24 protein-coding genes are annotated in these 24,588 nt (G+C 74.1%); 15 read left to right on the top strand and 9 right to left on the bottom strand.

Translation table 11 applies throughout. The features are described from left to right. Positions 1–172 precede the first annotated feature (172 nt). Both DOO78_RS21885 and DOO78_RS21880 read left to right on the top strand, forming a co-directional pair. Entirely contained in the window at positions 173–925 is a 753-nt protein-coding gene (locus DOO78_RS21885) for a sulfite exporter TauE/SafE family protein (RefSeq protein WP_165839028.1), read from the top strand. A 71-nt stretch (positions 926–996) separates the two neighbouring features. After that, entirely contained in the window at positions 997–1,770 is a 774-nt protein-coding gene (locus DOO78_RS21880; protein WP_111472006.1) for a substrate-binding domain-containing protein, read from the top strand. A gap of 8 nt (positions 1,771–1,778) precedes the next feature. Here the strand turns inward: DOO78_RS21880 and DOO78_RS21875 are convergent, their stop codons facing one another. Both DOO78_RS21875 and DOO78_RS21870 read right to left on the bottom strand, forming a co-directional pair. Next, positions 1,779–2,402, bottom strand: a complete 624-nt coding sequence (locus DOO78_RS21875) for a LysE family translocator (RefSeq protein WP_111472005.1) — start codon at positions 2,400–2,402, stop codon at positions 1,779–1,781. 22 nt (positions 2,403–2,424) lie between these two features. Continuing rightward, entirely contained in the window at positions 2,425–3,504 is a 1,080-nt protein-coding gene (locus tag DOO78_RS21870; RefSeq protein WP_111472004.1) for a branched-chain amino acid aminotransferase, read from the bottom strand. A gap of 322 nt (positions 3,505–3,826) precedes the next feature. On the opposite strand from DOO78_RS21870, the gene DOO78_RS21865 reads away from it, so the two are divergent. The 3 genes from DOO78_RS21865 (at position 3,827) to DOO78_RS21855 (ending at position 6,685) form a co-directional block, all read left to right on the top strand. Next, positions 3,827–4,402 (top strand): MarR family winged helix-turn-helix transcriptional regulator, encoded by a 576-nt coding sequence (locus DOO78_RS21865; protein ID WP_207803009.1) that lies wholly within the window; start codon positions 3,827–3,829, stop codon positions 4,400–4,402. Positions 4,403–4,547: 145 nt separating this feature from the next. Beyond that, complete coding sequence (locus DOO78_RS21860) at positions 4,548–5,261, top strand: response regulator (protein WP_165839027.1); 714 nt, start codon at positions 4,548–4,550, stop codon at positions 5,259–5,261. Continuing rightward, positions 5,258–6,685: an ATP-binding protein gene (locus DOO78_RS21855; RefSeq protein WP_111472003.1), complete on the top strand. Its 1,428-nt coding sequence runs from the start codon at positions 5,258–5,260 to the stop codon at positions 6,683–6,685. The genes DOO78_RS21860 and DOO78_RS21855 overlap by 4 nt, the downstream gene beginning before the upstream one ends. 52 nt (positions 6,686–6,737) lie before the next feature. Here DOO78_RS21855 and DOO78_RS21850 read toward each other — a convergent pair whose 3' ends face one another. Next, positions 6,738–7,397 carry a uracil-DNA glycosylase gene (locus tag DOO78_RS21850; RefSeq protein WP_111472002.1) on the bottom strand — a complete coding sequence of 220 codons (660 nt, stop codon included), beginning with the start codon at positions 7,395–7,397 and terminating at the stop codon, positions 6,738–6,740. Between the two features lie 249 nt (positions 7,398–7,646). Then, on the bottom strand, positions 7,647–8,282 hold the full coding sequence (locus DOO78_RS21845; RefSeq protein WP_243634724.1) for a LabA-like NYN domain-containing protein: 636 nt from the start codon (positions 8,280–8,282) through the stop codon (positions 7,647–7,649). Between the two features lie 84 nt (positions 8,283–8,366). Here DOO78_RS21845 and folK point away from each other — a divergent pair, with 84 nt between their 5' ends. The 5 genes from folK to DOO78_RS21820 all read left to right on the top strand — a co-directional run bounded on the left by folK (position 8,367) and on the right by DOO78_RS21820 (position 13,072). Further along, positions 8,367–8,873 (top strand): 2-amino-4-hydroxy-6-hydroxymethyldihydropteridine diphosphokinase, encoded by a 507-nt coding sequence (folK, locus tag DOO78_RS21840; RefSeq protein WP_111472000.1) that lies wholly within the window; start codon positions 8,367–8,369, stop codon positions 8,871–8,873. A 224-nt stretch (positions 8,874–9,097) separates the two neighbouring features. Beyond that, positions 9,098–9,496 carry a DNA-directed RNA polymerase subunit omega gene (rpoZ, locus tag DOO78_RS21835; protein WP_111471999.1) on the top strand — a complete coding sequence of 133 codons (399 nt, stop codon included), beginning with the start codon at positions 9,098–9,100 and terminating at the stop codon, positions 9,494–9,496. A 93-nt stretch (positions 9,497–9,589) separates the two neighbouring features. Continuing rightward, positions 9,590–11,872, top strand: coding sequence for a RelA/SpoT family protein (locus tag DOO78_RS21830; RefSeq protein ID WP_111472041.1), 2,283 nt, complete (start codon positions 9,590–9,592; stop codon positions 11,870–11,872). Continuing rightward, positions 11,869–12,279, top strand: coding sequence for a holo-ACP synthase (gene acpS / locus DOO78_RS21825; RefSeq protein ID WP_111471998.1), 411 nt, complete (start codon positions 11,869–11,871; stop codon positions 12,277–12,279). Before DOO78_RS21830 ends, acpS begins: the two co-directional genes overlap by 4 nt. 52 nt (positions 12,280–12,331) lie before the next feature. Next, positions 12,332–13,072: an SDR family oxidoreductase gene (locus DOO78_RS21820; protein ID WP_111471997.1), complete on the top strand. Its 741-nt coding sequence runs from the start codon at positions 12,332–12,334 to the stop codon at positions 13,070–13,072. A gap of 39 nt (positions 13,073–13,111) precedes the next feature. Here the strand turns inward: DOO78_RS21820 and DOO78_RS21815 are convergent, their stop codons facing one another. Next, positions 13,112–13,879 carry a DsbA family oxidoreductase gene (locus DOO78_RS21815; RefSeq protein WP_207803008.1) on the bottom strand — a complete coding sequence of 256 codons (768 nt, stop codon included), beginning with the start codon at positions 13,877–13,879 and terminating at the stop codon, positions 13,112–13,114. A gap of 28 nt (positions 13,880–13,907) precedes the next feature. Beyond that, positions 13,908–14,603 (bottom strand): glutathione S-transferase family protein, encoded by a 696-nt coding sequence (locus DOO78_RS21810; RefSeq protein ID WP_111471996.1) that lies wholly within the window; start codon positions 14,601–14,603, stop codon positions 13,908–13,910. Positions 14,604–14,706: 103 nt separating this feature from the next. Here DOO78_RS21810 and pobA point away from each other — a divergent pair, with 103 nt between their 5' ends. The 5 genes from pobA to DOO78_RS21785 all read left to right on the top strand — a co-directional run bounded on the left by pobA (position 14,707) and on the right by DOO78_RS21785 (position 20,999). Then, complete coding sequence (gene pobA, locus DOO78_RS21805) at positions 14,707–15,888, top strand: 4-hydroxybenzoate 3-monooxygenase (RefSeq protein ID WP_111471995.1); 1,182 nt, start codon at positions 14,707–14,709, stop codon at positions 15,886–15,888. Positions 15,889–15,965: 77 nt separating this feature from the next. Continuing rightward, positions 15,966–17,981: an alpha/beta hydrolase domain-containing protein gene (locus DOO78_RS21800; protein ID WP_111471994.1), complete on the top strand. Its 2,016-nt coding sequence runs from the start codon at positions 15,966–15,968 to the stop codon at positions 17,979–17,981. Next, entirely contained in the window at positions 17,971–18,765 is a 795-nt protein-coding gene (locus DOO78_RS21795; RefSeq protein ID WP_111472039.1) for an enoyl-CoA hydratase/isomerase family protein, read from the top strand. The genes DOO78_RS21800 and DOO78_RS21795 overlap by 11 nt, the downstream gene beginning before the upstream one ends. Before the next feature lie 372 nt (positions 18,766–19,137). Continuing rightward, complete coding sequence (locus DOO78_RS21790; RefSeq protein WP_111471993.1) at positions 19,138–20,034, top strand: NAD(P)-dependent oxidoreductase; 897 nt, start codon at positions 19,138–19,140, stop codon at positions 20,032–20,034. After that, positions 20,034–20,999 carry a Bug family tripartite tricarboxylate transporter substrate binding protein gene (locus DOO78_RS21785; protein ID WP_111471992.1) on the top strand — a complete coding sequence of 322 codons (966 nt, stop codon included), beginning with the start codon at positions 20,034–20,036 and terminating at the stop codon, positions 20,997–20,999. The genes DOO78_RS21790 and DOO78_RS21785 overlap by 1 nt, the downstream gene beginning before the upstream one ends. Before the next feature lie 129 nt (positions 21,000–21,128). On the opposite strand, the gene DOO78_RS21780 is transcribed toward DOO78_RS21785, so the two are convergent. The 3 genes from DOO78_RS21780 to DOO78_RS21770 form a co-directional block, all read right to left on the bottom strand. Beyond that, positions 21,129–22,136, bottom strand: a complete 1,008-nt coding sequence (locus DOO78_RS21780) for a Bug family tripartite tricarboxylate transporter substrate binding protein (RefSeq protein ID WP_111471991.1) — start codon at positions 22,134–22,136, stop codon at positions 21,129–21,131. A gap of 56 nt (positions 22,137–22,192) precedes the next feature. Further along, positions 22,193–22,885 (bottom strand): cyclase family protein, encoded by a 693-nt coding sequence (locus tag DOO78_RS21775; RefSeq protein WP_111472038.1) that lies wholly within the window; start codon positions 22,883–22,885, stop codon positions 22,193–22,195. A gap of 66 nt (positions 22,886–22,951) precedes the next feature. After that, positions 22,952–24,457 carry an amidohydrolase family protein gene (locus DOO78_RS21770; protein WP_111471990.1) on the bottom strand — a complete coding sequence of 502 codons (1,506 nt, stop codon included), beginning with the start codon at positions 24,455–24,457 and terminating at the stop codon, positions 22,952–22,954. Positions 24,458–24,588 lie beyond the last annotated feature (131 nt).

The raw sequence follows: 24,588 nt of genomic DNA, 5'->3' as shown, positions 1-24,588 counted from the left end.
ATGGCGTATCGACGCGCGCCATCCTCGTGGCGATCGGCCCGCGACGTCTGCGCTCCCCGGGGCGAGCCTACAGGCCTCGGCCCGGATGCCACCAGACAGGATGCATCGGTGCGGAGGCCGGCATGGCCTCGCCCGGCCCGGCCTCCGGCCCGTTGGTATAGGCTCCCGCCGGATGACCAGCTTCGACCTCGCCGAATCGGCCTTCGTCCTCGGCAGCTTCACCCTGGCCGGCTTCGTGAAGGGCATCGCCGGCTTCGGCCTGCCGACGGTCACCCTCGCCCTGCTGGCGCTGACCCGCCCGCTGCCCGAGGCCATGGCGCTGATGCTGGTGCCGACGCTCGCCGCCAATGTCTGGCAGGCGCTGGTCGGCCCGGCGCTGCGGCCGGTGCTGCGTCGGCTCTGGGGCTTCCTCCTCGCCGGCATGCTCGGCACCCTCGCCGGCGCCGGCATCCTCGCCCGGGCGGATGCGCAGACCCTCTCCGGCCTGCTCGGCCTGCTGCTCCTGCTCTCGGCCGGGCTGGCCCTCACCGGCCGGCCGCTGCCGCCGCCGGGCGCGGCGCGGGAGCGCTGGCTCTCGCCGCTGGTCGGCGGCACCTCCGGCCTGCTCGCCGGCATGACCGGCAGCTTCCTGATGCCGGCCGCGCCCTATCTGGCGGCGCTCCGGCTGCCATCGCAGCATTTCGTGCAGGGCTTCGGCCTCGCCGCGCTGCTGGCGACGCTGACGCTCGCCCTCGGCATGGCGGGGGCCGGGCTGCTGCCGCCGGATCTCGGCCTCGCCTCGCTGATCGGCGTGCTGCCGGCCTCCCTCGGCATGGCGATCGGCACGCGGCTCCGGCGCGCCATGCCGGAGGCGCGGTTCCGCACCGTCATCCAGGCGGCGCTCGGCCTGGTCGGGGGCTGGCTGGCCATCCGCGCCTTCGGCTGATCCGGTGCATGGCTTGCCGCCGGGGCGCCGGCGGTGCCGAATGGCGGCCGCCATGATCGGGGAGGATCGTCATGCGCCGCATCCGCCGCAGCCTGCTGGCCGCCATCGCCCTGCTGCCGCTGCTGCCCGGCCTCGCCGCCGCGGCGGAGATCCGGGTGATGTGCTCGGGCGGCTTCACCGCCGCGCTGAAGCGGCTGATCCCGGAATTCGAGCGCGCCTCGGGCCATCACGTCGCGCTGGCCCTCGGCGCCTCCATGGGCAACGCGCCGGATGCCATCCCGAACCGGCTGGCGCGCGGCGAGCCGGCCGATCTCGTCATCATCGCCGGCGAGGCGGTGGATGCGCTCATCGCCGCCGGCCAGGTCCGGCCGGGCAGCCGCACCGACCTCGTCCTCTCGCGCATCGGCGTGACGGTGCGCGCCGGCGCGCCGCATCCCGACATCGCCACGCCCGAGGCGGTGGCGCGGATGCTGCTGGAGGCGCCCTCCATCGCCTATTCGGCCAGCGCCAGCGGCGTCTATGTCTCGACCGAGCTGGTGCAGCGCCTCGGCATCGCCGATCAGGTGCTGCCCAAGGCGCGGCGCATCCTGAGCGAGCGTGTCGCGGCGGTGGTGGCGCGCGGCGAGGCGGCGGTCGGGCTGCAGCAGGTGAGCGAGATCCTCGGCGTGCCCGGGGCGGCGTATGTCGGCGCGCTGCCGGATGCGCTGCAGCGGGTCACCGCCTTCTCCGCCGGTCTTGCCATCCGGGCGGAGCAGCCCGAGGCGGCGGCGGCGCTGGTCGCCTATCTGCGCTCGCCGGCGGCCTGGCCGGTGATCCACGAGACCGGCCTCGACCCGGCGCCGTGAGACCAAGGCTATCCGGCGAGCAGCGGCACCAGCGAGGCGACCAGCAGCGCCGCCATGGCGCGGTTGAACCAGCGCAGCGCCGCCGGGCCGCGCAGCAGCCGCGCCGTGCCGAGGCCGAGCGCCGCCCAGCCGAGCAGGCTGGCGAAGCTGACCACGGCGAAGAGCAGCGCGAGGATCAGCGTATCCGCCAGCACCCCGCCGCCGGTATAGGCGGCCACCGCGCCGCCAGCGATGATCCAGGCCTTGGGGTTCACCCATTGGAACAGCGCCGCCTGCAGCACCGTCATCGGCTGCGCGCGCGGCCCGGTCATCGGGGCGGCCATGGGGGTGGCCACGGGCGCGGCCGGCGCCGCGGTGGCGATGCGCCAGGCCAGCCACAGCATCCAGGCGGCGCCCAGCCAGCGCAGGCCGAGCAGCAGCCCCGGCACCGCCTGCAGCAGCGTCGCCGCGCCGAGGGCGACGAGGACCAGCATGACCGGGAAGCCGAGCGAGACCCCGATCACCTGGGACAGGCTGCGCCGCAGGCCGAAATTCGCCGCGGCCGTGGCGGCGAGCATGTTGTTCGGCCCCGGCGACGCCGCCATGGCCAGGGCGAAGCCGGCCGCGGAGGCGAGCCATGCGGCATCCGCCATGGCCGCCTCCCCGCCGGCCGGATCAGCCTCGCGGCGCCGGCACCAGGCTGGTCCAGTTGTGCGGGTCGTTGCCGCGCCCGTACTGGATGCCGGTGATGGTGTCGTAGAGCTTCTGCGTCAGCTCGCCGGTGCGGCCGCCATTGATGGTGACGTCCTCGCCCCGGTAGCCGAGCGTGCCGACCGGCGAGACCACGGCGGCGGTGCCGGTGCCCCACATCTCCTGCAGCCTGCCGTCGCGGCCGGCCTGCATCACCTCGTCGATGGTGATCGGCCGCTCGGTGACGCGGAGCCCCCAGTCGCGCATCAGGGTCAGCGCGCTGTTGCGGGTGACGCCGTCGAGGATGGTGCCGGCGAGCGGCGGGGTGATCACCTCGTCGCCGATGCGGAGCATGATGTTCATCGTGCCCACCTCGTCGAGGTATTTGCGCTGCACGCCGTCGAGGTAGAGCACCTGGGTGTAGCCGGCCGCCTCGGCGTCGCGCTGGCCGGCCAGGCTGGCGGCGTAATTGGCCGCCGTCTTCGCCTCGCCGAGCCCGCCCTTCACCGCCCGCACATGCGTGTCGGAGGCGAGGATGCGCACCGGCTTCACCCCCTCCTTGTAGTAGCTGCCGACCGGCGAGAGGATCAGGAAGTACAGGTAGCTGTGCGCCGGATGCACGCCGAGCATGACATCGGTGGCGATGATGGTCGGGCGCAGGTAGAGCGAGGTGCCGGGCGCCCGCGGCACCCAGTCCTGGTCCACGCTCACCAGCGCGTCGAAGCTCTCGCGGATGAGGTCGACGGGAAGCTCCGGCATGCACATGATCTTCGCCGAGCGGGCGAAGCGCTCGGCATGCCGCTGGGCGCGGAACAGCCGCACCCGGCCATCGGCGCCGCGGAAGGCCTTCAGCCCGTCGAAGATCGCCTGGCCGTAGTGCAGCACGGTCGTCGCCGGGTCCATGCTGATCGGCCCGTAGGGGACGATGCGCGGCGCGTGCCAGCCTTTGCCCTCGGTGTAGTCCATCAGGAACATGTGGTCGGTGAGCAGCTTGCCGAAGGCGAGGCCCTCATCCGCCGGCTTCGGCTTCGGCTGGCTGGTGCGGGTGATGGGGAAGTCGGCCATGCGTGCGGTCCTTTCATGGTGCCGGCGGGCGGCCGGCGGGATCGGGGGAGGGGAGGGCGCCGCGCCGCGGGGCACCGGGGGTGCCGGGGGCGGCCGCCAATATCAGGCCCGAAGGCGGCCGGCGACTCGCGGCCGGCGCCGCGCGGGGCCGCGGACGGGGCCGCCGGGGCTGGGCAGGCGATCCGTATCACCGTAAGGAACCAACGCCATGACCGCGCTCTCCGCAATATCCTTGCTTGACGGGAGCCAAACTAGACCTCATTGGAAAAATGTGTCAATCTTACTGACCCAATAGGAGGCCGGACGGCGCAGCATGCCAGCCATGCCGGATCAGACGGACAAGCCGGGGGCGGAGCCGCAGGTCGGGGCTCCGGTGGGGGCCGGCCGCAACCTGCTCTTCCTGCGCGAGGAGGAGCTGCGCCTCGCCCAGGACCTGCTCTTCTTCGGCTACCGCGACTTCACCGCCGGGCCCGACCAGATCCTGGCCGAGCTCGGCATGGGCCGGGCGCATCACCGCGTGCTGCATTTCGTCGGCCGCCGGCCGGGCATCACGGTCGGCGAGCTGCTCGGCATCCTCGGCATCACCAAGCAGTCGCTGGCGCGCGTGCTGACGCCGCTGATCGAGCAGGGCTACGTGCTGCAGGCGACCGGGCGCAACGACCGGCGGCAGCGCCTGCTGTCGCTCACCGAGACGGGCGAGGCGCTGGAGCGGCGGCTCTTCGAGCGGCAGCGCGAATGGGTGATGCAGGCCTATCGGGAGGCCGGGCCGGTCGCGGTGGAGGGATTCCGCCGCGTCATGCGCGGGCTGATGGGGCCGGCGGCCCGGGCCCAGCTCGAGCGGCTGGAACGGCCCGCCCCGCCGCGGCCCGGCGCGCCGCCGCTCGCCCGCACCGGCTGAGCTGCCGCGCCGCGGCGTCCCCGCGCGCCAAGCGGTACGGGCCGCCTTGCCGCTGGCGCCGGATGCCATCCCAGCCTATCGGAGAACGGGCGCCCCGGCCGCCGATCGGTCGCCGCGGCCCGCCTCCCGGGGGAAGACGCAGGACATGCCGGCCGAACTCGCCATCGACAACGCCCATCTCCTGGTGGTGGACGACGATGCCAGGCTGCGCGCGCTGCTGCAGCGCTACCTGGCCGAGCAGGGCTTCCGCGTCACCGCCGCGGCCGATGCCGCCGCGGCCCGCGGCGCGCTCTCGGCCATGGCCTTCGACCTGCTGGTGCTCGATGTCATGATGCCGGGCGAGAGCGGGCTGGAGCTGGTCGAGTCGCTGCGGCGCGAGGGCAAGGACGTGCCGGTGCTGATGCTCACCGCGCGCGGCGGGCCGGACGACCGCGTCGCCGGCTTCGAGATGGGCGCGGACGACTACCTGGCGAAGCCCTTCGACCCGCGCGAGCTGGCGCTGCGCATCCGCACCATCCTGCGCCGCACCTCGCCGCCGCCGCAGCCGGTGCTGCCGCAGGCGCCGGTGCAGCTCGGCATGCGCTGGTTCGATGCCGAGCGTTCGGAGCTGCGCGGGCCGGAGGGCACGATCCGCCTCACCGGCGGCGAGGCGGCGCTGCTCACCGCGCTCGCCCGCCGCGCCGGCGAGGTGCTGAGCCGCGAGGAGATCGCCGCCGCCCTCGGCACGCCGGAGGCCGGGGAGCGGGCGGTGGATGTCCAGGTCACCCGGCTGCGCCGCAAGATCGAGCCCGACCCGCGCGAGCCGCGCTTCCTGCACACGGTCCGCCACCGCGGCTACGTGCTGCGGCCCGGGCCGTGAGCGCCCGCGCCGCCGAGGCGCCGCCGGCGCGCCGGCCGCTGGCGCGGGTGCTGCGGGCGCTGGTGCCGCGCGGGCTGCTCGGCCGCTCGGTGCTGATCATCCTGGTACCCATCCTGGTGCTGCAGGCGGTGGCGCTGCAGCTTTTCTACGGCGGGCATCTCGACGTCATCTCGCGCCGGCTCGCCGGGGGGGTGGCCGGCGACGTGGCGATGCTGGTCGAGCTGGTGCGGCGGGAGGAGCCGGAGAACCGCCCCTGGCTGTTCCGCGAGGCGGTCTGGCGGCTCGACCTGGCGCTCGCCTTCGAGCCGGGGGCGCGTCTCGAGCTCGTCACCCGCCCCGCCAGCCTGCCGCTGCTGCCGCTCGAGGAGGACCTGAACAAAGCCCTCTGGGAGCGGGTGCGGCTGCCCTTCGACACCGACTGGCAGAGCGACCCGCGCAGCGTCATCATCCGGGTGCAGCTGCCGGACGGCGTGCTGCATGTCGAGGCGCCGCGCAAGCGCCTCTTCACCGCGACGCTCTACCTCTTCGTCATCTGGCTGGTCGGCTCGGCGCTGCTGCTCTCGGGCATCGCCATCCTCTTCATGAAGAACCAGGTGCGGGCAATCCGCCGCCTCGCCGATGCGGCGGAGGCCTTCGGCCTCGGCCGCGATGTCGGTGCCATCAAGCCCGAGGGCGCGAGCGAGGTGCGCCAGGCCGCCGCCGCCTTCAACCAGATGCAGGAGCGCATCCGCCGCTTCGTCGGCCAGCGCACCGAGATGCTGGCCGGCATCAGCCACGACCTGCGGACGCCGCTGACCCGCATGCGGCTGGCGCTGGCCATGCTGCCGCGCGCGCCGGAGACCGAGGAGGACCTCGTCGCCCTGACCCAGGATGTCGAGGAGATGGAGCGGATGACCGCCGCCTATCTCGCCTTCGCCCGCGGCGAGGGGACCGAGCAGGCGCGGCAGGCGGATCTGGTCGAGCTGGTGCAGGACATCGCCGCCAATGCCCGCCGCGCCGGGGCGCAGGTGGCGGTGGCGGCGCCGCCGGCGCTGCTGATGCCGCTGCGGCCCGATGCGCTGCGCCGCTGCCTCGGCAACCTGCTCGACAATGCGCGGCGCCATGCCGGCCGCGTCGCGGTGGCGGTGCGGACGGTGCCGCGCGGCAGCCCGGCCGGCGCGGGGCCCGGCGAGCCGGGGGGGCGCGAGTCGGGCTCATCCGCGTCGGGGCCCCTCTGGGCCGAGGTGGTGGTGGACGATGACGGGCCCGGCATCCCGGCCGGGCAGCGGGAGGGTGCCTTCCGCCCCTTCCACAGCGGCTCGCCGAGCGGCACCGGGCTCGGCCTCGCCATCGCCCGGGACATCGTGCGGGCGCATGGCGGCGAGATCTCGTTGGAGGAGAGCCCGATGGGCGGGCTGCGGGCGCGGGTGCGGCTGCCAGTTTGACGTCGCGGTCCGACGTCGCGGCAGGCGCCCCGTCGCGGTCGGGCGGCCGCGCTCAGGCGGCGGCCCGGGCGACGACCTCCTGCATCACCGCCTCGAACATCGCGGGCGTCAGCCGGCGGGTCGAGGTGTTGTAGCGGCTGACATGGTAGCTGTCGGCGAGCAGCAGCCCGCCCGGCAGCGCATGCAGCCGGCCATGGCCGAAGGGCAGGCGGGCGGCGGGGATGCGGAAGGTCCGCAGCAGGGCGTTGTGCGCCAGCACGCCGAGGGCGAGGACGACGCGCAGCGCCGGCATCGCCGCCAGCTCGCCGGCGAGGAAGCCGTTGCAGCTCCGCACCTCGACCGGCTGCGGCAGGTTCGCTGGCGGCACGCAGCGCACCGCGTTCACCACCCGGCAGCCGGTGAGGACCAGCCCGTCATCCGGCCGCTCCTCGTACCGCCCGCGCGCCAGACCCTGGTCGAGCAGGGTGGCGTAGAGCAGCTTGCCGGCATGGTCGCCGGTGAAGGGGCGGCCGGTGCGGTTGGCGCCGCGCAGGCCGGGGGCCATGCCGAGCACCAGGATGCGCGAGTCGCGCGGGCCCCAGGAGGGCACCGGGGCGTTGTGCCAGTCGGGAAAGGCGGCGCGGTTGGCGCTGCGGAAGGCGACGAGCCGCGGGCAGAGCGGGCAGTCGCGGTCCGGCTGGGGCGGATCGGGGGGAAGGGGGGCGGGGATCATCGCGGCTGGCCGCGAGGTAGCGCGGCCGCGCCAAGGCGGGAAGGGGTGGGCGGGAAGGGGCCGGCGGGCAGGGGCAGCCGGGTCCGTGGCCTGGCCGCCCGATGCCCGGCCCCGGGCGGCAGCGGGCCCCCGGGCCCTCGGCCGGACCTGGGCATGCCGCGTCCGCCCGGGTTCGCGCAGCATGCACCAGGCCATTGCTTTCAGACGACCTTCATCCGTTCGCGTGGTCCCACGCGAACGGGACCCGCCCTAGTCGGGCAGTTCGGGCCCCTCGCGGAAGGGATCGGCCGGCGTGGCGCGGGTCCCGGTGGCGGCGGCGCGCGCCGGCGGCGGCGCGGTGCGGGCCCGCGGCTCCACCTGCCGGCGGGTGATGTGCTCGGCGAGGTCGGCGAGGTCGATGAAGGAATCCGCCTGCCGGCGCAGGTCGTCGGCGATCATCGCCGGCTGGGTGCGGATGGTGGAGATCACCGTCACCCGCACGCCGCGGCGCTGCACCGCCTCGACCAGCCGGCGCAGGTCGCCATCGCCCGAGAAGATCACGGCGTGGTCGAGATGCGGCGTCAGGTCCAGCACGTCGACCGCCATCTCGATGTCCACGCTGCCCTTCACCCGGCGGCGGCCGGTGGCGTCGGTGAACTCCTTCGCCGGCTTGGTGACGACGGCATAGCCGTTGTAGCCGAGCCAATCGACCAGGGGCCGGAGGGGCGAGTACTCCTCCGTCTCGAGCAGCGCCGTGTAGTAGTAGGCCCGCACGAGATAGGCGCGCTGGCGGAAATGGGCCAGGAGGTTCTTGTAGTCCACGTCGAACCCGAGGGTCCGGGACGCGGCGTAAAGGTTTGCGCCGTCGATGAAGACGGCGACGCGTTCGATCCGCTCGGGCTGCAAGCTACGCGCTCTCGAAATGTGATGCATGCCGATGTGGCACCTTTCCATACTACCCTGGTCTTATCGATTTGTAAGCGAGAAAACGTGATAATTATCGCCCTTGGCGCGAATTTGCCCGCCGCGACCGGCGCCTCGCCCCTGGCGACCTGCCAAGCGGCCGCGGCGGCGCTGGCGGCCCTGCCGGGCCTGCGGCTGGCGGCGCTCTCGCGCTGGTACAGAACTGACCCGGTTCCCCCCCTGCCGGGGTCGCCGCCTTACATCAACGGCATCGCGCGTCTAGAGGGAACAGCCCCGGAGCCGGGAGAGTTGCTCCGCATGCTGCAACGCATCGAGGCCGGTGCCGGCCGCGAGCGGCCCTTCCCCAATGCGCCGCGCACCCTCGATCTCGACCTGATCGATGTCGACGGCCTGCGCCGCGCCGCGCCCGATCCCATCCTGCCGCACCCCCGGGCGCATCTGCGCCGCTTCGTCCTCGAGCCCTTGCGCGACGTGGCGCCCGGCTGGGTCCACCCCGTCCTCGGCCGGACCGTCGAGGCGCTGCTGGAGGATCTGGCCGACCAGGCCCCGTCCGTGCCGGTGCTGGCCGGATAGTGGGAGTTTTACCCACGTTTGGCCAGGGGGTGGCGTGCCGCAAACTGTAACCGGCGCCGCCGGTCCTGCCGCGCCGATCCGGGCTGCCATGCTGCGCAGCGGCATGGCGGGGGCCTTGATGCTTGCGCCGGGCCGGCGGGGTGTCTATCTGAAGGATTCTCCTGAAAAGCGGTGCGTTGCGGGGGTCTCCTCCGCGCGTCGCCCCAAGCGATAACGAGGCCGCGATGGCGCGTGTCACAGTCGAAGACTGCATCCTCCAGATCCCCAACCGGTTCGAGCTCGTGCTGCTCGCGGCGCAGCGGGCCCGCAACATCGGCCGCGGCGAGGAGCTGACCCTCGACCGCGACAACGACAAGAACCCGGTGGTGGCGCTGCGCGAGATCGCCGACCAGACGGTGCCGCTCGATGCCATCGAGGCCGACCTGATCAAGTCGCTGCAGCGCGCACCCGAGCCCGAGCCGGCGGAGGAGGAGGTGCTCGACCTCATCGCCACCGACGAGAACATCTTCGGCGTCATGGATGTCAACGAGGAGCTGCCCGCCGAGGGCCAGGGCCTCGAAGACATGTCGCCGGACGATCTCGAGGCGGCGATCGCGGCCGAGCTCAACGGCGCCCGTCGCTGAGGACCCGTCGCTGAGGAGGCGCCATTGACCACGCGCGACACCGGGCCTCTGGCGGCTCCGGTGCCGCGCGCCCCGGAAGGCCCGGCCGCCGGCCTGGCGCCGGCGGGCCTCGCAGCCGCGCCGCCGGCCGGCCCGCCGCCGGGGCTGCCCCCGGGACTGCCCCCGGGACTGGAAGAGGTGGAAGCCCTCGCCCGGCGGGTCGCCGGCTACGACCCCCGCGCCGATGTCGCGCTGATCGAGCGCGCCGGCCGCACCGCCGCCGAGGCGCATGCGACGCAGCGCCGCGAGAACGGCGACCCCTACATCACCCACCCGATCGCGGTGGCGAACATCCTCGCCGACTACCGGCTCGACAGCGCGACCATCGCGACCGCGCTGTTGCACGACGTCGCCGAGGACACCAGCGTCGGGCTGAAGGAGATCGAGCGCCGCTTCGGCGCCGAGGTCGCCCGGCTGGTGGACGGCGTCACCAAGCTGACGCGCATCGAGCTGCAATCCGAGCGCACCAAGCAGGCGGAGAACCTCCGCAAGCTGGTCCTGGCGATGAGCGAGGACATCCGCGTCCTGCTCGTCAAGCTCGCCGACCGGCTGCACAACATGCGCACGCTGCATTTCGTGCCGCAGCCGGAGCGACGGCGGAAGACGGCGCGCGAGACCATCGAGATCTTCGCCCCGCTCGCCGAGCGCATCGGCATGGATGCGCTGAAGACCGAGCTCGAGACCCTCTCCTTCCAGGAGATGCATCCGGAGGCGCGGCAGACCATCGCCGCCCGCCTGACCTATCTGCGCGGCCAGAGCGCCAACCTGATCAAGGAGATCGAGCAGGACCTGAAGCGCGTGCTGGGGCGGCACGGGGTGCATGCGATCGACGTCACGGGTCGGGAGAAGTCGCCCTACTCGATCTGGCTGAAGATGCAGAAGAAGAACGTGGCCTTCGAGGCGCTCTCGGACGTCATGGCCTTCCGCGTCATCGTCGACGACCGCGCCGCCTGCTACGCCGCGCTCGGCGCCGTGCACGACGCCTATCGCGTGGTGCCCGGCCGCTTCAAGGACTACATCTCGACGCCAAAGACCAACGGCTACCAGTCGCTGCACACCGGCGTGACGGTGCCGGAGCGGCGCAACGCCAAGATCGAGGTGCAGATCCGCACCCGCGAGATGCACGAGGTCGCGGAATACGGCGTCGCCGCGCACTGGATCTACAAGCAGGGGCCGGCGGGCCAGACCCCGGGCGCCAACCGCAAGCGCTACCCCTGGGTGCGGGCGCTGCTCGACATCCTGGAGAATGCCGAGGGCGCGCAGGACTTCCTCGACCACACCAAGCTCGAGCTGCACCGCGACCAGGTCTTCTGCTTCTCCCCCAAGGGCGACCTGATCGAGCTGCCGCGCGGCGCCACGCCGATCGACTTCGCCTACGAGGTCCACAGCCAGGTCGGGGATTCCTGCGTCGGCGCCAAGGTCAACGGCAAGATCGTGCCGCTGCGCCACCAGCTCGAGAATGGCGACCAGGTGGAGATCATCACCGCCCGCGGCGGCCAGCCCAACCCGGCCTGGGAACGCTTCGTCGTCACCGGCAAGGCGCGCGCCCGCATCCGCCGCTTCGTGCATGCCCGGCAGAAGGAGGAGAACCGCGAGAGCGGCCGCTCCGCCATCGTGCGCGTCTTCCGCCAGGAGGGGCTGGAGGGGTCGGAGAAGCTGCTGGAAGGGGCGCTGAAGGCGCTGAAGCAGCCGGGGCTGGACGAGCTCTACACCGCGGTCGGCTCCGGCTCGCTCTCGGCGCGCGAGGTGCTGCACGCCGCGGTGCCCGAGCTGCGCATCCCGCCGCGCAACACCGAGCCGCTGCCGCTCACCCGGCCGCGGGCGCGGCTCGGCGCCAGCCCGATGCTCGGCCGGCCGGAGCGGGCCGGCGGCGGCCGCGCCACCGCCGCCGCCGGGCTGCCCGTCACCGGCCTCGTCAGCGGCATGCCCTACCATTTCGCCGGCTGCTGCCATCCGCTGCCGGGCGAACGCATCCTCGGCATCGTCACCACCGGCAAGGGCGTGACGATCCACGCCGCCGATTGCCACACGCTCGAGAATTTCGCGGCGACGCCGGAGCGCTTCCTCGACATCGACTGGGACGAGGCCTCTTCCGCGACCCGGGTCGGCCGCGTGGTGGTGGAGACGCGGACGCGCAACTCGGCCCTCGCCGCCCTGACCGAGACGGTGGCGCAGAACGACGGCGCGGTGACCGGGCTGAAGGTGCAGCACCGGGACGGCGAGACCATCGAGGTGCTGATCGACGTCGAGGTCACCGACCTGCGGCACCTGGAGCGCATCATGGCGGCGCTGCGCGCCCCGGCCGACAACCTTCGGGTGGAGCGCATGCGCGGATGATCATCGGCCTCGGCAACGACGTCGTCGACATCCGCCGCATCGAACAGGTCATCGCCCGCCACGGCGAGCGTTTCCTCGAGCGCGTCTTCACCCCGGTCGAGCGGGCCAAGGCGGAGCGGCGGACCGAGAAGCTGCGCGCCGGCACCTATGCCAAGCGCTTCGCGGCCAAGGAGGCCGCCTCCAAGGCGCTCGGCACCGGCTTCGCCCGCGGCGTCTTCATGCGCGACCTCGGCGTGGTCAACCTGCCCTCGGGCAAGCCGACGCTGCATCTCGCGGGCGGCGCCGCGGCGCGCCTCGCCGCGCTCACCCCGGCCGGGCATGCGGCGCAGCTCGACCTGACGATTACCGACGAATACCCCTATGCCAGCGCCATCGTCATTATCTCGGCGGTGCCCCTGCCGGGATAGGCGCGGCCACGCGCCGGCCATAGGATCGGCCGTCACGCGTGAGGGACAAGCGATGAACGCACTCGATCTCAAGGGCCGCGTCGCGGCCATCACCGGCGGCGCGCGCGGCATCGGCCTCGCCGTCGCCGAGCGGGTGGCGGCGAGCGGCGGCCGGCCGGCGATCTGGGACGTGGACCTCGCCGAGGCCGAGCGGGTGGCCGCCCGGCTCGGCGGCGTCGCGGCGCGGGTCGACGTTGCCGACTATGCCAGCATCGAGGCGGCGCTCGCCGCCACCGAGGCGCGCCTCGGCCCGCTCGACATCCTGGTCGCCAATGCCGGCATCACCGGGCCGAACGCGACGGTCGAGGCCTATCCGATCGAGGCCTGGCGGCAGGTGATCGAGATCGACCTCACCGGCGTCTTCCTCTCCTGCCGCGCCGTGGTGCCGGGGATGCGGGCGCGCAATTACGGCCGCATCGTCAATGTCGCCTCCATCGCCGGCAAGGAGGGCAACCCGAACGCCGCCGCCTATTCCGCCGCCAAGGCCGGGGTGATCGGCTTCACCAAGTCGCTCGGCAAGGAGCTGGCGCAGACCGGGGTGCGGGTGAACTGCGTCACCCCGGCGGCGGCGGCGACCGACATCTTCAAGCAGATGACGGAGGCGCAGATCGCCTACATGCTCTCCAAGATCCCGGCCGGGCGCTTCGCCGAGGTGGAGGAGATCGCCGGCCTGATCTGCTGGCTGGCCAGCCCGGATTGCAGCTTCTCGACCGGCGCCGTCTTCGACGTCTCGGGCGGCCGGGCCACGTATTGACGCCGGTCGCCCGGCGGCCGCCCTCGACCGCCGGGCGTCCTACTCCGCGGCGCGGGCGGCGTGCTGGCGGAGGATGGCCAGCGCCCGGCGCAGCGCATCGGCGATCCGCTCGCCCGGCATGGCGCCGCTGAACAGCACATGCCCCTCCAGCGCGAAGCTCGGCACGCCCGAGATCCCGGCGCGGCGGAAGCCCAGATCCTCCGCCAGCACCTCGGCGCGGCCGTCCTCGCCCATGAGGTGGGCGCCGGCCTCGAGCCCCTCGCCGGCGGCGATGGCCGCCAGCACCGCGCGGTCGCCGATATCCTGGCCGTCGTGGAAATAGGCCTGGAACAGCGCCTCGACGACGCGGTCCTGCAAGGCCGGGCCGGTCTCGCCGGCGAGGCGGATGAGGCGATGCGCCGCCACCGTGTTCGGGGTCCGCCGGATCAGGGCGTGGCGGAATTCCAGCCCGGCGGCGCGCCCGGCGGCGGCCACCTGCGCGTCCAGCTCGCGGCTGCGCTCCAGGCTGCCGAATTTGGCGGCGCGGTACGCCTCGCGCTCCACACCCTCCGGCGGCATGTCGGGATTGAGCTGGAAGGGGCGCCAATGCACCTCGAAGGCCTCGCCCTCGGCCGCCAGCAGGTCGAGCGCGCGGCGCAGGTTCCGCTTGCCCACCCAGCACCAGGGGCAGATCGCGTCCGAGACCACGTCGATGCGGGAGGCCGCCCGCGGCAGCGGCCGCGCGCCGCCGGCCCCGGCCGGCGTCGGCCGGCCATCGGCGCAGCCCTCCGGGCCGCAGACCATGCCTTCCGCCTCCTGTTCCGCCATGCCGCGCATCCTTTCCGGGCAGCCCGCCCTACACCTCGTGGCCGGGGGCGCGCCCTGCAAGCCCGTCATGCGCATCGAGCATCCGCGCCCGCCAGGCATGCACCGGGTCGTCGCCCTCCAGCAGGCGGAAGCCGCTGACGCAGCGCGCCCATTGGAAGGTGCCGAGCAGGATGTAGTCGGCATAGGCGGGGGCCGCGCCGGCCAGGAAGGGCTGGGCCCGCAGCACCAGGCGCAGCGGCTGCAGCAGCCTGCGGAAGCCGGTCACGGCCTGGTCGCGCTCGGCCGCCATCGCCTCCAGCGTGCGGCCGAAGCGCCGCTCCCGGCTCTCGCGGAAATAGGCGCGGTGCTCGGGCAGGATGACGTCGAGGAGGTCGCGCAGGATCATCGGCGCCAGCGCCGGGTGCAGGGTGGCATCGGCCCAGCCGTTGACGAAGCGCGTCACCGCCTGCGCCGCCGGGCCGCCGAACAGGCTCGGCCGGTCCGGATAGGCCGCGTCCAGGTATTCGGCGATGGCCCAGGACTCGTGCACCACCCGCTCGCCATCGACCAGCACCGGCACCAGCCCCTGGCCGGAGAAGGCGAGCCGCTCGGTCTCGGTGAAGCGCCAGGGGATGGTCTCGACCGGCAGCCCCTTATGGGCGAGGGCGAGGCGGATGCGCCAGCAATAGGGGCTGAAGCGCAGCGCCGGGTCGGCGCTGGCGAGGTCGTAGAGCTGGCGGGCCATGGCGGTTCCTCCCGCCGGCAGTGTCGCGCCCGCGCGGCGCCGGCGCAAACCCTTGCCAGCCCTGGCCCGGCCGGCAGAGTCTCGGCAGGAGAGGGAGGCCGTCATGCGGACGCAGGTGGGGATCGTGGGCGCCGGGCCGGCCGGGCTGCTGCTCGGGCATCTCCTGCACCGGGCGGGCATCGAGACCGTCCTCATCGAGGCCCGGTCGCGGGCCTATGTCGAGGAGCGCATCCGCGCCGGGCTGCTGGAGCAGGGCACGGTCGACGTGCTGACCGCGACCGGGGTCGGCGAGCGGCTGCGCCGCGAGGGGCTGCCGCATGCTGGGATCGAGCTCCGCTTCGACGGCGAGGGGCACCGCATCGACCTCGCCGGGCTGACCGGCAAGCGGGTGACGATCTACGGCCAGCAGGAGGTGGTGAAGGACCTGATCGCCGCCCGCCTCGCCGCCGGCGCGCCGCTGCTCTTCGAGGCCGAGGGCCTGGCGGTGCGGGGCCTCGACACGGATCGCCCGCGCCTCGCCTTCCGCCAGGACGGCCGGGAGCAGGTGCTCGATTGCGACATCCTCGCCGGCTGCGACGGCTTCCACGGCATCTGCCGCGACGCCATCCCCGCCGGGCGGCTGCAGGTCTTCGAGCGGGTCTATCCCTTCGCCTGGCTCGGCATCCTCGCCGCCGCCCCGCCCGCCTCGCACGAGCTGATCTATGCGAGGCACGAGCGCGGCTTCGCCCTGGCGACGATGCGCAGCAACTCCCTGGCGCGGCACTACCTGCAATGCCGGCCGGAGGAGGACCTCGCCGCCTGGCCGGATGACCGGATCTGGGCCGAGCTGCATGCCCGCATGGCCGGGCGCGACGGCGCCTCGCCGGTCAAGGAGGGGCCGATCCTGCAGCGCGGCGTGACGCCGATGCGCAGCTTCGTCGTCGAGCCGATGCGCCACGGCCGCCTCTTCCTCGCCGGCGATGCCGCGCATATCGTGCCGCCAAGCGGCGCCAAGGGCATGAACCTCGCCATCGCCGATGTCGTCGTCCTCGCCCGCGCCATCGAGGCCTGGCATCGCGGCCAGGGCCTGGCGCTGCTCGATGCCTATTCATCGACCGCGCTGCGCCGGATCTGGAAGGCGCAGCGCTTCTCCTGGTGGATGACCAGCCTGCTGCACCGCTTCGACGGCGGCGATCCCTTCGAGCACAGGGTGCAGCTCGCCGAGCTCGACTATGTCTGCCGCTCCGCCGCCGGGGCCCTGACGCTGGCGGAGAACTATGTCGGCCTGCCGCTCGAGGCCGGCTGAGCCGCGGGCGCCGGCACGCATTGGGGCTTTGGAACGAGGATGCGCATCCGGCTATCCTGGCCGCGGGAGGGTCCATCATGAAACGCGCCGTCACGGCCGCCGCGGTGCTGCTGGCCGCCGCCCCGGCCGCCGCCCGCCTCACCGCCTTCGAGGTCACGGCCGAGGAGCGCTTCGCCGATGGCCAGGATTTCGGCGCCGGCCCCTATCTCCGCATCGCCGCCACGGCGCGGGGCGAGCTCGACCCCGCCGATCCGCGCAACGCGCCGATCGCCGACCTGGCGCTGGCGCCGCGCAACCAACGCGGCTGGGTGGAGTATGCGACCGAGGTGGTGATCCTGCGCCCGGCCGACCCGGCGCGCGCCGATGGCCGGCTGCTCACCGAGATCACCAACCGCGGCCGGAAGATGCTGTTCCGCGACCTGTTCGACTCCCCCGAGGCGCAGCCGGCGCTGAACGCGGCGCGGAGCGCCGGCTCGGCCGGCCTCGCCCTGCCGCTGCGCCGCGGCACGACGGTGGTCTGGAACGGCTGGGACCCCGAGGCGCCGGCCGCCAACGATGGGCTTCGCATCGCCCTGCCGGTGCTGCCCGGCGTCACCGGGCCGGTGCGGGACGAGTTCGTCTTCGGCACCCGGATCAACCCGGCGGACCGGCCGACGGCGCCGCTGTCCTATCCCGTCGCCGACCCCGATCCGGGCAAGGCCAGCCTGACGGTCCGCCGCACCCGCCAGGACGCGCCCGAGCCGGTCGCCTTCGCCTATGCAGGCGACCGGGCCATCCGGCTGGAGCCGGAGGGGCGCCGCTTCACCCCCGGCAGCATCTACGAATTCCGCTATCCCGCGACCGGCGCCCGGCCGCTCGGCATCGGCTTCGCCGCGACGCGCGACCTGATCGGCTTCCTCCGCCAGGGCGGGCAGGGGGATGGGCCTGGGGGCGGGGCTGGGGAGGGGCATGGGCGGCCCGGGCCGCTCGCCGGCATCGCCATCCGCGCCAGCTATGCCGTCGGCCTATCGCAATCCGGCCGCTGGCTGCGGCATTTCATCGATCTCGGCATGAATGCCGACGGGCGCGGCGGCCGGGTCTTCGATGGCGTGCTGGCGCATATCGCCGGCGCCGGCCGGGTCTTCGCCAATCACCGCTTCGGCCAGCCCGACCGCACCGCGACCTGGCACGAGGATTTCGCCTATCCCGAGATCTGGTTCCCGATGGCGGCGGCGGCGACCACCGACCCGGTGACCGGCCGGCGCGCCGCGCTGATGCGGGGCGACGGCAGCGACCCGCTGCTGATGGAGGTGAACACCTCCACCGAATACTGGCAGAAGGGCGCCTCGCTCACCCATACCGACCCGGCCGGCCTGCGCGACCTGCCGGAGCTGCCGAACACGCGCCACTACCTCGTCGCCGGCACGCGGCATGGCGGCCGCTTCGGCGCCACCGGCGCGCGGGGCAATTGCCGCCACGCCAACAACCCGCATTCCGCGAGCCCGGTGCTGCGCGCCCTCCTCGCCGCGCTCGAGGACTGGGTGGAGACCGGCCGGCCGCCGCCGCCCTCGCGCGTGCCGCGCATCGCCGATGCCACGCTGGTGCCGGCGGAGCGGGTGCAGCAGCGCTTCCCGCGCCTGCCCGGCGCCCTGCCGCCGCCCTCCGTCACCCCCGCCGCCGCGGTGGCCGACTGGGTCGCCGGCCGCCGCGACGCCGAGGAGGCCTGGCATCCCCTGGTGCCTGCCATCGATGCCGACGGCAACGAGCTGGCCGGCATCCGCCTGCCCGACATCGCGGTGCCGCGCGCGACCTATGCCGGCTGGAACCTCTACGCCGCGGCCGGGCTGCAGGGCGAGCCCTGCGACCGCGAGGGCAGCCTCTTCCCCTTCGCCGCCGATGCCGCCGCCCGCCGCGCCGCCGGCGATCCGCGGCCGAGCCTCGCCGAGCGCTATCCCGGCCGCGCCGCCTATGCCGCGGCGGTGCGCGTCGCGGCCGAGCTGCTGGTGGCCGAGCGGCTGCTGTTGCCCGAGGATGGCGCCGCCTATGCGCTGGCCGCCGAGCGCGAAGGACCGGCGCCGCTGCGCCCCGTGGAGGCAGACCCGCATGGCCGATGACACCCCGTTGCTGGTGACCCGCGAGGGGCCGGTGGTGCGCGCCACCATGAACCGGCCGGCGCGCCGCAACGCCCTCAGCGCCGCCATGGGCGAGGCCTGGGACCAACTGCTGGCCGAGCTGGCCGCGGACCGCGCGGCGCGGGTGCTGGTGATCGCCGGCGCCGGCGGGCATTTCTGCGCCGGCCTCGACCTCACCGAGGTCGCCTCCGACCTGCCGCCGGCCGAGCGGCTGGCCCGGGCGGAGGCGCGCAACCGCCGCACCGGCGCCCGCTTCGCCGCCATCTCGGCCCTGCCGCAGGTGGTGGTCGCGGCGGTGGAGGGGGCCTGCCATGCCGGGGGCCTCGGCTTCTGCTGCGCCGCCGACATCGCCTTCGCCACCGCCTCGGCCCGCTTCGCCGCGCCCGAGGTGCGGCGCGGCCTGGTGCCGGCGCAGATCCTGCCCTGGCTGGCCCGCCGCACCGGCCGCACCGCCGCGACCCGGCTGGTGCTGGAGGGCACGGTGATCGCGGCGGCGGAGGCGGCGCGGATCGGGCTGGTGCACCAGGTGCTGGAGGATGCCGCGGCGCTCGAGGCGCAGCTCGCGGCGACCATCGCCGCGGTGCTGCAGGGCGCGCCCGGGGCGCTCGCCGAGACCAAGGGGCTGCTCGCCGCCCTCGGCCCGGTCTCGCCCGAGGGCTATGCCGAGGCCGGCGCCGCCGCCTTCGCCCGCACCTCCTCGAGCGAGGAGGCGGCGGAGGGCATCGCCGCCTTCAAGGCCAGGCGCCAGCCGGGCTGGGCCGGCTGATAGCGCCTCCGGCTGACACCAGGGCCGGCGAGGCGTGGACGGGGCGGCTGAGCCTGGCGGGGCGGCTCGGCTACGCCCCCGGCGACCGGCTGCTGATCGTCACCTGCGACGATCTCGGCTCCAGCCACTACGATTCCCGTCATGCGGCGCTCCGCAGCCATGACGCCGCCTGCCTGACCGATCCGGCGCTCGCCTCGCTGCTCGCCCTGCACCGCATCCGCCGCATCAGCCACCGGGCCCTGCGCGACCTGCAGCGGGCCGGCTGAGCGGCGCCGCGCGGGAGGGAGCTTCCCGGACAGGGCGCGCCTTGCCAGCGAGCGGCCGGCAGGGGAGCATCGCGGCGACAGGACGCGATCCTCTGGAGGGAACGAGATGGCCGCAGCCGGCGCACCGGTTGGATTCATTGGCCTTGGCATGATGGGGCTGCCGATGGCGCGGAGCCTGCTGCGGCGCGGCCGGCACCTCATCGCCTGCGACAGCAGCGAGGCGGCGCGCGCCGCCCTGGCCGAGGGCGCGGAGCCCGGGGCGGTGCGCTTCGCCGCGACGCCCGCCGGGGTCGCCGACGAGGCCGAGGTGATCGTGCTGATGCTGCCCGACAGCCGCATCGTCGCGCAGGTGATGGAGGGGGAGGGCGGGCTGCTGGCGGCGCTGCGGCCGGGCCAGCTCGTCATCGACATGGGCTCCTCCCTGCCGGCGGAGACGCAGCGCCTGGCGGCGCTGGCCGCGGCGCGCGGCGCGGCGCTGATCGACGCGCCGGTCTCGGGCAGCGTGGTGAAGGCCACCGCCGGCACTCTCGCCATCATGGCCGGCGGCGACGACGCGGCCTGGGCGCGGGCGGAGCCGGTGCTGCGCGACATGGGCGAGGCGCTGATCCGCACCGGCGCCACCGGCAGCGCGCATGCGATGAAGGCGCTGAACAACTACGTCTATGCCGCCGGGCTGCTGGCGAGCGCCGAGGCGCTGCGCATGGCCGAGGCGATGCGGCTCGATCTCGGCATCTTCGCCGATGTGCTGAACGCCTCCTCCGGCCGCAACGTCGCCACCGAGACCAAGGTGAAGCAGGAGATCCTGCCCGGCCGCTACCAGGGCGGCTTCCAGCTCGGGCTGATGCGCAAGGACCTGGAGACGGCGGGCGCGATCTCGGCCGAGACCGGGGTGGAGGCGCAGGCGCTGCAGCTCTGCCGCGCGCTGTGGGGCGAGGCGGTGGCGGCGCTCGGGCCGAAGGCCGACAACACCGAGATCCACCGCTTCCTCGGGAGGGCGACGTGATGCGGCCGCGCCTCGCGCGCCGCGCCCTGCTCGCGGCGCCGGCCCTGCTCGCCCTGCCGGCCCGGGCGCAGGAGGGCTGGCCCGACCGGCCGGTGCGCATCGTCGTCGCCTTTCCCGCCGGCAGCGTCACCGACACGCTGCTGCGCCATCTCGCGGAGCCGCTCGGGCGCGAGCTCGGCCAGCCGGTGATCATCGACAACCGGCCCGGCGGCAACGGCGTGGTCGGCACCGACAGCGCCGCCCGCGCCGGCACGGACGGGCTGACCTGGTGCGTGCTCTCGGTCACCAACGGCGCCCTCGCCCCCTATGTGGTGCCGAAGCTCCCCTACGACCCGGTGAAGGATTTCGCGCCGATCGGCTATGTCGCCGAGACCGCCTATATCCTCGTCGTGCCGACCGGCCATCCGGCGCGCGACCTCAAGGGGCTGCTCGCCCTGGCGAAGCAGAAGCCCGGCGCGCTCACCTTCAGCTACGGCAACCAGAGCGCCCATATCGCCACCGCCACCATGGCGCGCATGGCCGGCGTCGAGATGACCGGCATCCCCTATCGCGGCGGGCCGGAGGCGCTGACCGACGTCATCGCCGGGCGCATCGACTGCACCTTCACCGACATCCCGGCCGGCGTGCCGCAGATGAAGGAGGGCAAGGTGCGCGCCCTCGGCATCACCCAGCCCGAGCCCTTCGCCCTGCTGCCCGAGATCCCGCCGGTCGGCTCGGTGCTGCCGGGCTACGGCTTCCGCTTCTGGTTCGGCATGGCGGTGCCGACCGGGACGTCGCCGGCCATCATCGCCCGCGCCAATGCGGCGATGAACGCGGCGCTGCGGCAGCCGGAATTCACCGAGCGCGTCGCCCGGCTCGGCTATGTGCCGACGCCGACCGAGCCGGAGTGGTTCCGGGCCTTCCTGCGCAAGCAGATCCAGGAGCTCGGCGCCCGGGCGCGCGAGGCGGGGATCGAGCCGGGCTGAACTCCCCACGACGCCGCTGCGCGTCTTCCTGGGGCCCTGGAGGATGCCCTCAGGCCGAAGGAGCCGTCACAGCCTGCCGCGGCGAAGCCGCGACAGGGCAACGGGCAGCGGCAGGTCCGGCGGGCGTTCTCAATCCGGCTTCACGCCGGCGGCCTCGATAACGCCGCGCCAGCGCTCCAACTCGCCGGCGATGAGGGCGGTGTAGGCGGCCGGGTCCATCGGGCCCGGCACCACGCCGAGGCCGGCGAAGCGCGCGCGCAGCGCCGGATCCTGCAACGCGGCGCGGATCGCCGCGACCCAGCGGGCGCCGATCTCGGGCGGCAGGCCGGCGGCGGCGGAGAAGCCGAACCAGTTGGTGCTGCGCGCCGCCGGGAAGCCCGCCTCGGTGAAGCTCGGCACCTCCGGCGTGGCGGCATCGCGCCCCGCCTCGCTGGTGCCGAGCGGGCGTAGCCGCCCGGCGCGGAGATGCGGCAGGGCGATGGGCAGGCTCTCCATCACCGCTGGGATCTGGCCGCCGATCGCATCCGCCAGCGCCGGCGCCGAGCCGCGATAGGGCACATGCGTCAGCTCCACCCCGGCGGCGCGGGCGAGGAGCTGGCCGACCAGGTGGTTCATGGTGCCGTTGCCGCCGGTGCCGTAGGCGAGGCCGCCGGGCCGGCCGCGGGCGAGGGCGAGGAACTCCGCCAGGCCCTGGGCCGGCACGCCGGGATTGACGACGAGGACGCTGGCGAAGCTGCCGACCAGGCCGAGATGGGTGAAGTCGCGCAGCGGGTCATAGGGCGGGTTGGGGTAGAGCACCGGCCCGATGCCGTGCGAGGCGGCGCTCGACATCATGACCAGATGCGCATCGCCCGGCGCCTTGGCCAGCAGGTCGGCGCCGAGCATGCCGCCGGCGCCGGGCCGGTTCTCGATGACGATGGGCTGGCCGAGCGACAGGCCGATGCTCTCGCCGAGCGCCCGGGAGAGGGTGTCGGCGGCGCCGCCCGGTGGGAAATTGACGATCCAGCGCAGCGGCCGCGTCGGCCAGGCGGAAGGGGCGGCGGCGCGGGCCGGGCCAGCCAGGATGAGTGGCGCGGCGAGCAGGGCGCGGCGCGCCAGGCGAGGATGGGCCAGGAGAGGATGGAGCGGGGCGGGCATGGCCCGCGGTCGCAGCAACCCGCGTGCCATGCCGTGGCGCGCCGCCCGGACCCGGCTCAGGGGAACATCGCCACGGCGCGGATCGGGCTGGCCGTGCCGCCGCGGATCTTCAGCGGGAAGCCGATGAAGGTGAAGCGGCCGCGGCCGACCAGCGCCCCGAGATTGGCGAGGCATTCCATATGGGTGATGCCGCGCTCGGCGCAGGCCATGTGCGCCTGGAAATTCGGCTCCCCCTCCGGCGCCGGGCTGATCGCCTCGACGCCGAACATGCCGATGCCGCGATCCGCCAGCCAGTGCACACTCTCGAGCGCGAGGCCGGGGAAGTCATGCGTATAGCCCGGCTTGCCGAGCAGCCGCTCGTTCACCGCCATCCAGAGCAGCACCGTGTCGCCCGGGCGGATCTCCTGCCCCGAGGCGGCCAGCGCCGCCGCCAGCTCCGGCACGGTGACGGCGTGCTTCAGCGGCACATGGCTGAGATCGAGGCAGATGCCGGAGGTGTAGAAATTGCCGAGCGGCACCTCGTCGATGGAAGGGGCGCCCGGCCGCGGGTCGAAATGCACCGGCGCGTCGACATGCGTGCCGGCATGGTCGCTCATCGCCAGGGACAGCGCCTTGCTGGTGAAAGTGGTGTTGCCCGCCACCTTCTTCTCCGTATGGTCGTTCCAGACCGTCATCACCACCGGCGGATGGCTCGGATGCGTCTGGGTGCGGTGGAAGATCTCGCGCGAGAGATCGACGAATTCCGGCATCGGCGGCGGCTCCTGCTGCACCGCGATGGTCGCTCCCGCCGCGCCCGGCGTAAAGCCGGGCTGGCCTCAGCCGCCGTCGCAGAGATAGCGCCGCACCGGATAGGGCTGCCGCGCGAAGGCGGGGCAGAAGCTGCGCACCACCGGCTCGAGCAGCGTGAAAAGCGCGCGCTTCTCGGCGTTCAGCGCCTCCAGCCGCGCCCGCGCCGCCTCCGCCTCGCGCGCCAGCCGGGCGAGGTCGATGGTCAGCAGCCGGCGGTCGCGCAGGATCATGCGCCCGCCCACCATCACATGCCGCAGCGCAGTCGCATCCTCGGTGTGGACGAGCTGGTTCACCGTGCCGTTCAGCGGCATCCAGTTCGGATGCGCGAGGTCGAGGAAGACGATATCGGCCTTCATGCCGGGGGCGATGGCGCCGATGTCGTCGAAGCCGAGCAGCCGGGCGGAGCCCAGGGTGCCGGCCCGCCAGACCTCCTCCGCGCTCACCCATTCCGCCGGGTCCGGTCCCTGCACGGCGGCGAGCTGGAAGGCGGCGCGCATCGCCTCGTACATGTTGGAGGTGTCGGAGGAGGAGACGCCATCCGTGCCGATGCCGATGGCGACGCCGAGATCGAGCGCCCGGCGCAGCCGGAACATGCCGTTGCCGAGCCGCATGTTGCTGCCCGGGTTGTGGGCGATGGCGGCGCCGCGATCGGCCAGCAGCCGCAGGTCGTCATCGGTGAGCCAGATGCCATGCGCCGCCGAGAAGCGCGGCCCGACCAAGCCGAGCGCATCCAGGTGCCGCACCAGGCTGCGGCCATAGCGCTGCAGCCCGGCCAGCGCCTGCAGCTTGCTCTCGGCGACATGGCTCTGCAGCGGCACGCCATGCTCCTCGGCAAGGCGGGCGCAGCCGCAGAGGAAGCTGTCGGCGCAATGCAGCGGGATGGTGGGCGCCAGCGCGGCGCGGATGTCCTCGCCCGCCCAGCGCCAGTGCCGCAGGATCTCCGCCATGGCGGCGAGCGTCGCCTCGCCCGGGGCCGGGCCGGCGCCCTCCACCTGCCGTCGCAGCGGCTCGGGCAGCGCGTCCTTCAACCCCGGCACCGCCTCCCAGACCGTGCGGTCGGCGACCATGGGCGCGATCACCGCGCGCAGCCCGACCTCGGCATAGGCCTCGGCCGCCGCGTCCAGCCCGTCCCGCGTCGGCAGCGGCGCCTCGGCATGGAGGTCGTAGCAGGCGGTGACGCCCTTCATCGCCATCTCGGCGGTGCAGAGCTGGGTGGAGAGCTTCTTGTCGGCGAGGCTGCGGCCGCCGCCCATCCAGGGCGCGGCGGCGAGCAGCAGCTCCAGCGTCCAGCGATCGGCAAGCCCGCGCGCCAGGCCGCCATGGCCATGGGTGTGGGCGTTGACCAGGCCGGGATGCAGCAGCAGGCCGGTCGCGTCCTCGATGCGGGCATCGGCCGGCGCCGGCAGATCGGCGCCGAGGGCGCGGATGACGCCGTCCTCGACCAGGATATCGGCCGGCTCGGCGCGACGGCGGGCCGGATCGGCCAGCCGCCCGCCGCGGATCAGGATGCGGCCCGTCTCGATCCTCGCCATCGCGCCTCTCCCGGTTGCGGCACTGCATCATGCCAGCATGGCGCCGCCGCCGCGAAGGGTCGGGCGCGGCGATGGCTCCCCCAGCATGCGCCCGGTGCCGCGGTCGCTGCCGGTAGCCCAGCCGAGGCTTT

Origin of the sequence: Roseicella frigidaeris (assembly GCF_003258945.1) — a bacterium.
In the GTDB taxonomy this organism is placed as follows: Bacteria; Pseudomonadota; Alphaproteobacteria; order Acetobacterales; family Acetobacteraceae; genus Paracraurococcus; species Paracraurococcus frigidaeris.
Note: the sequence above shows the minus strand (reverse complement) of the source record. Positions and strands in the feature narration are given on the sequence as shown.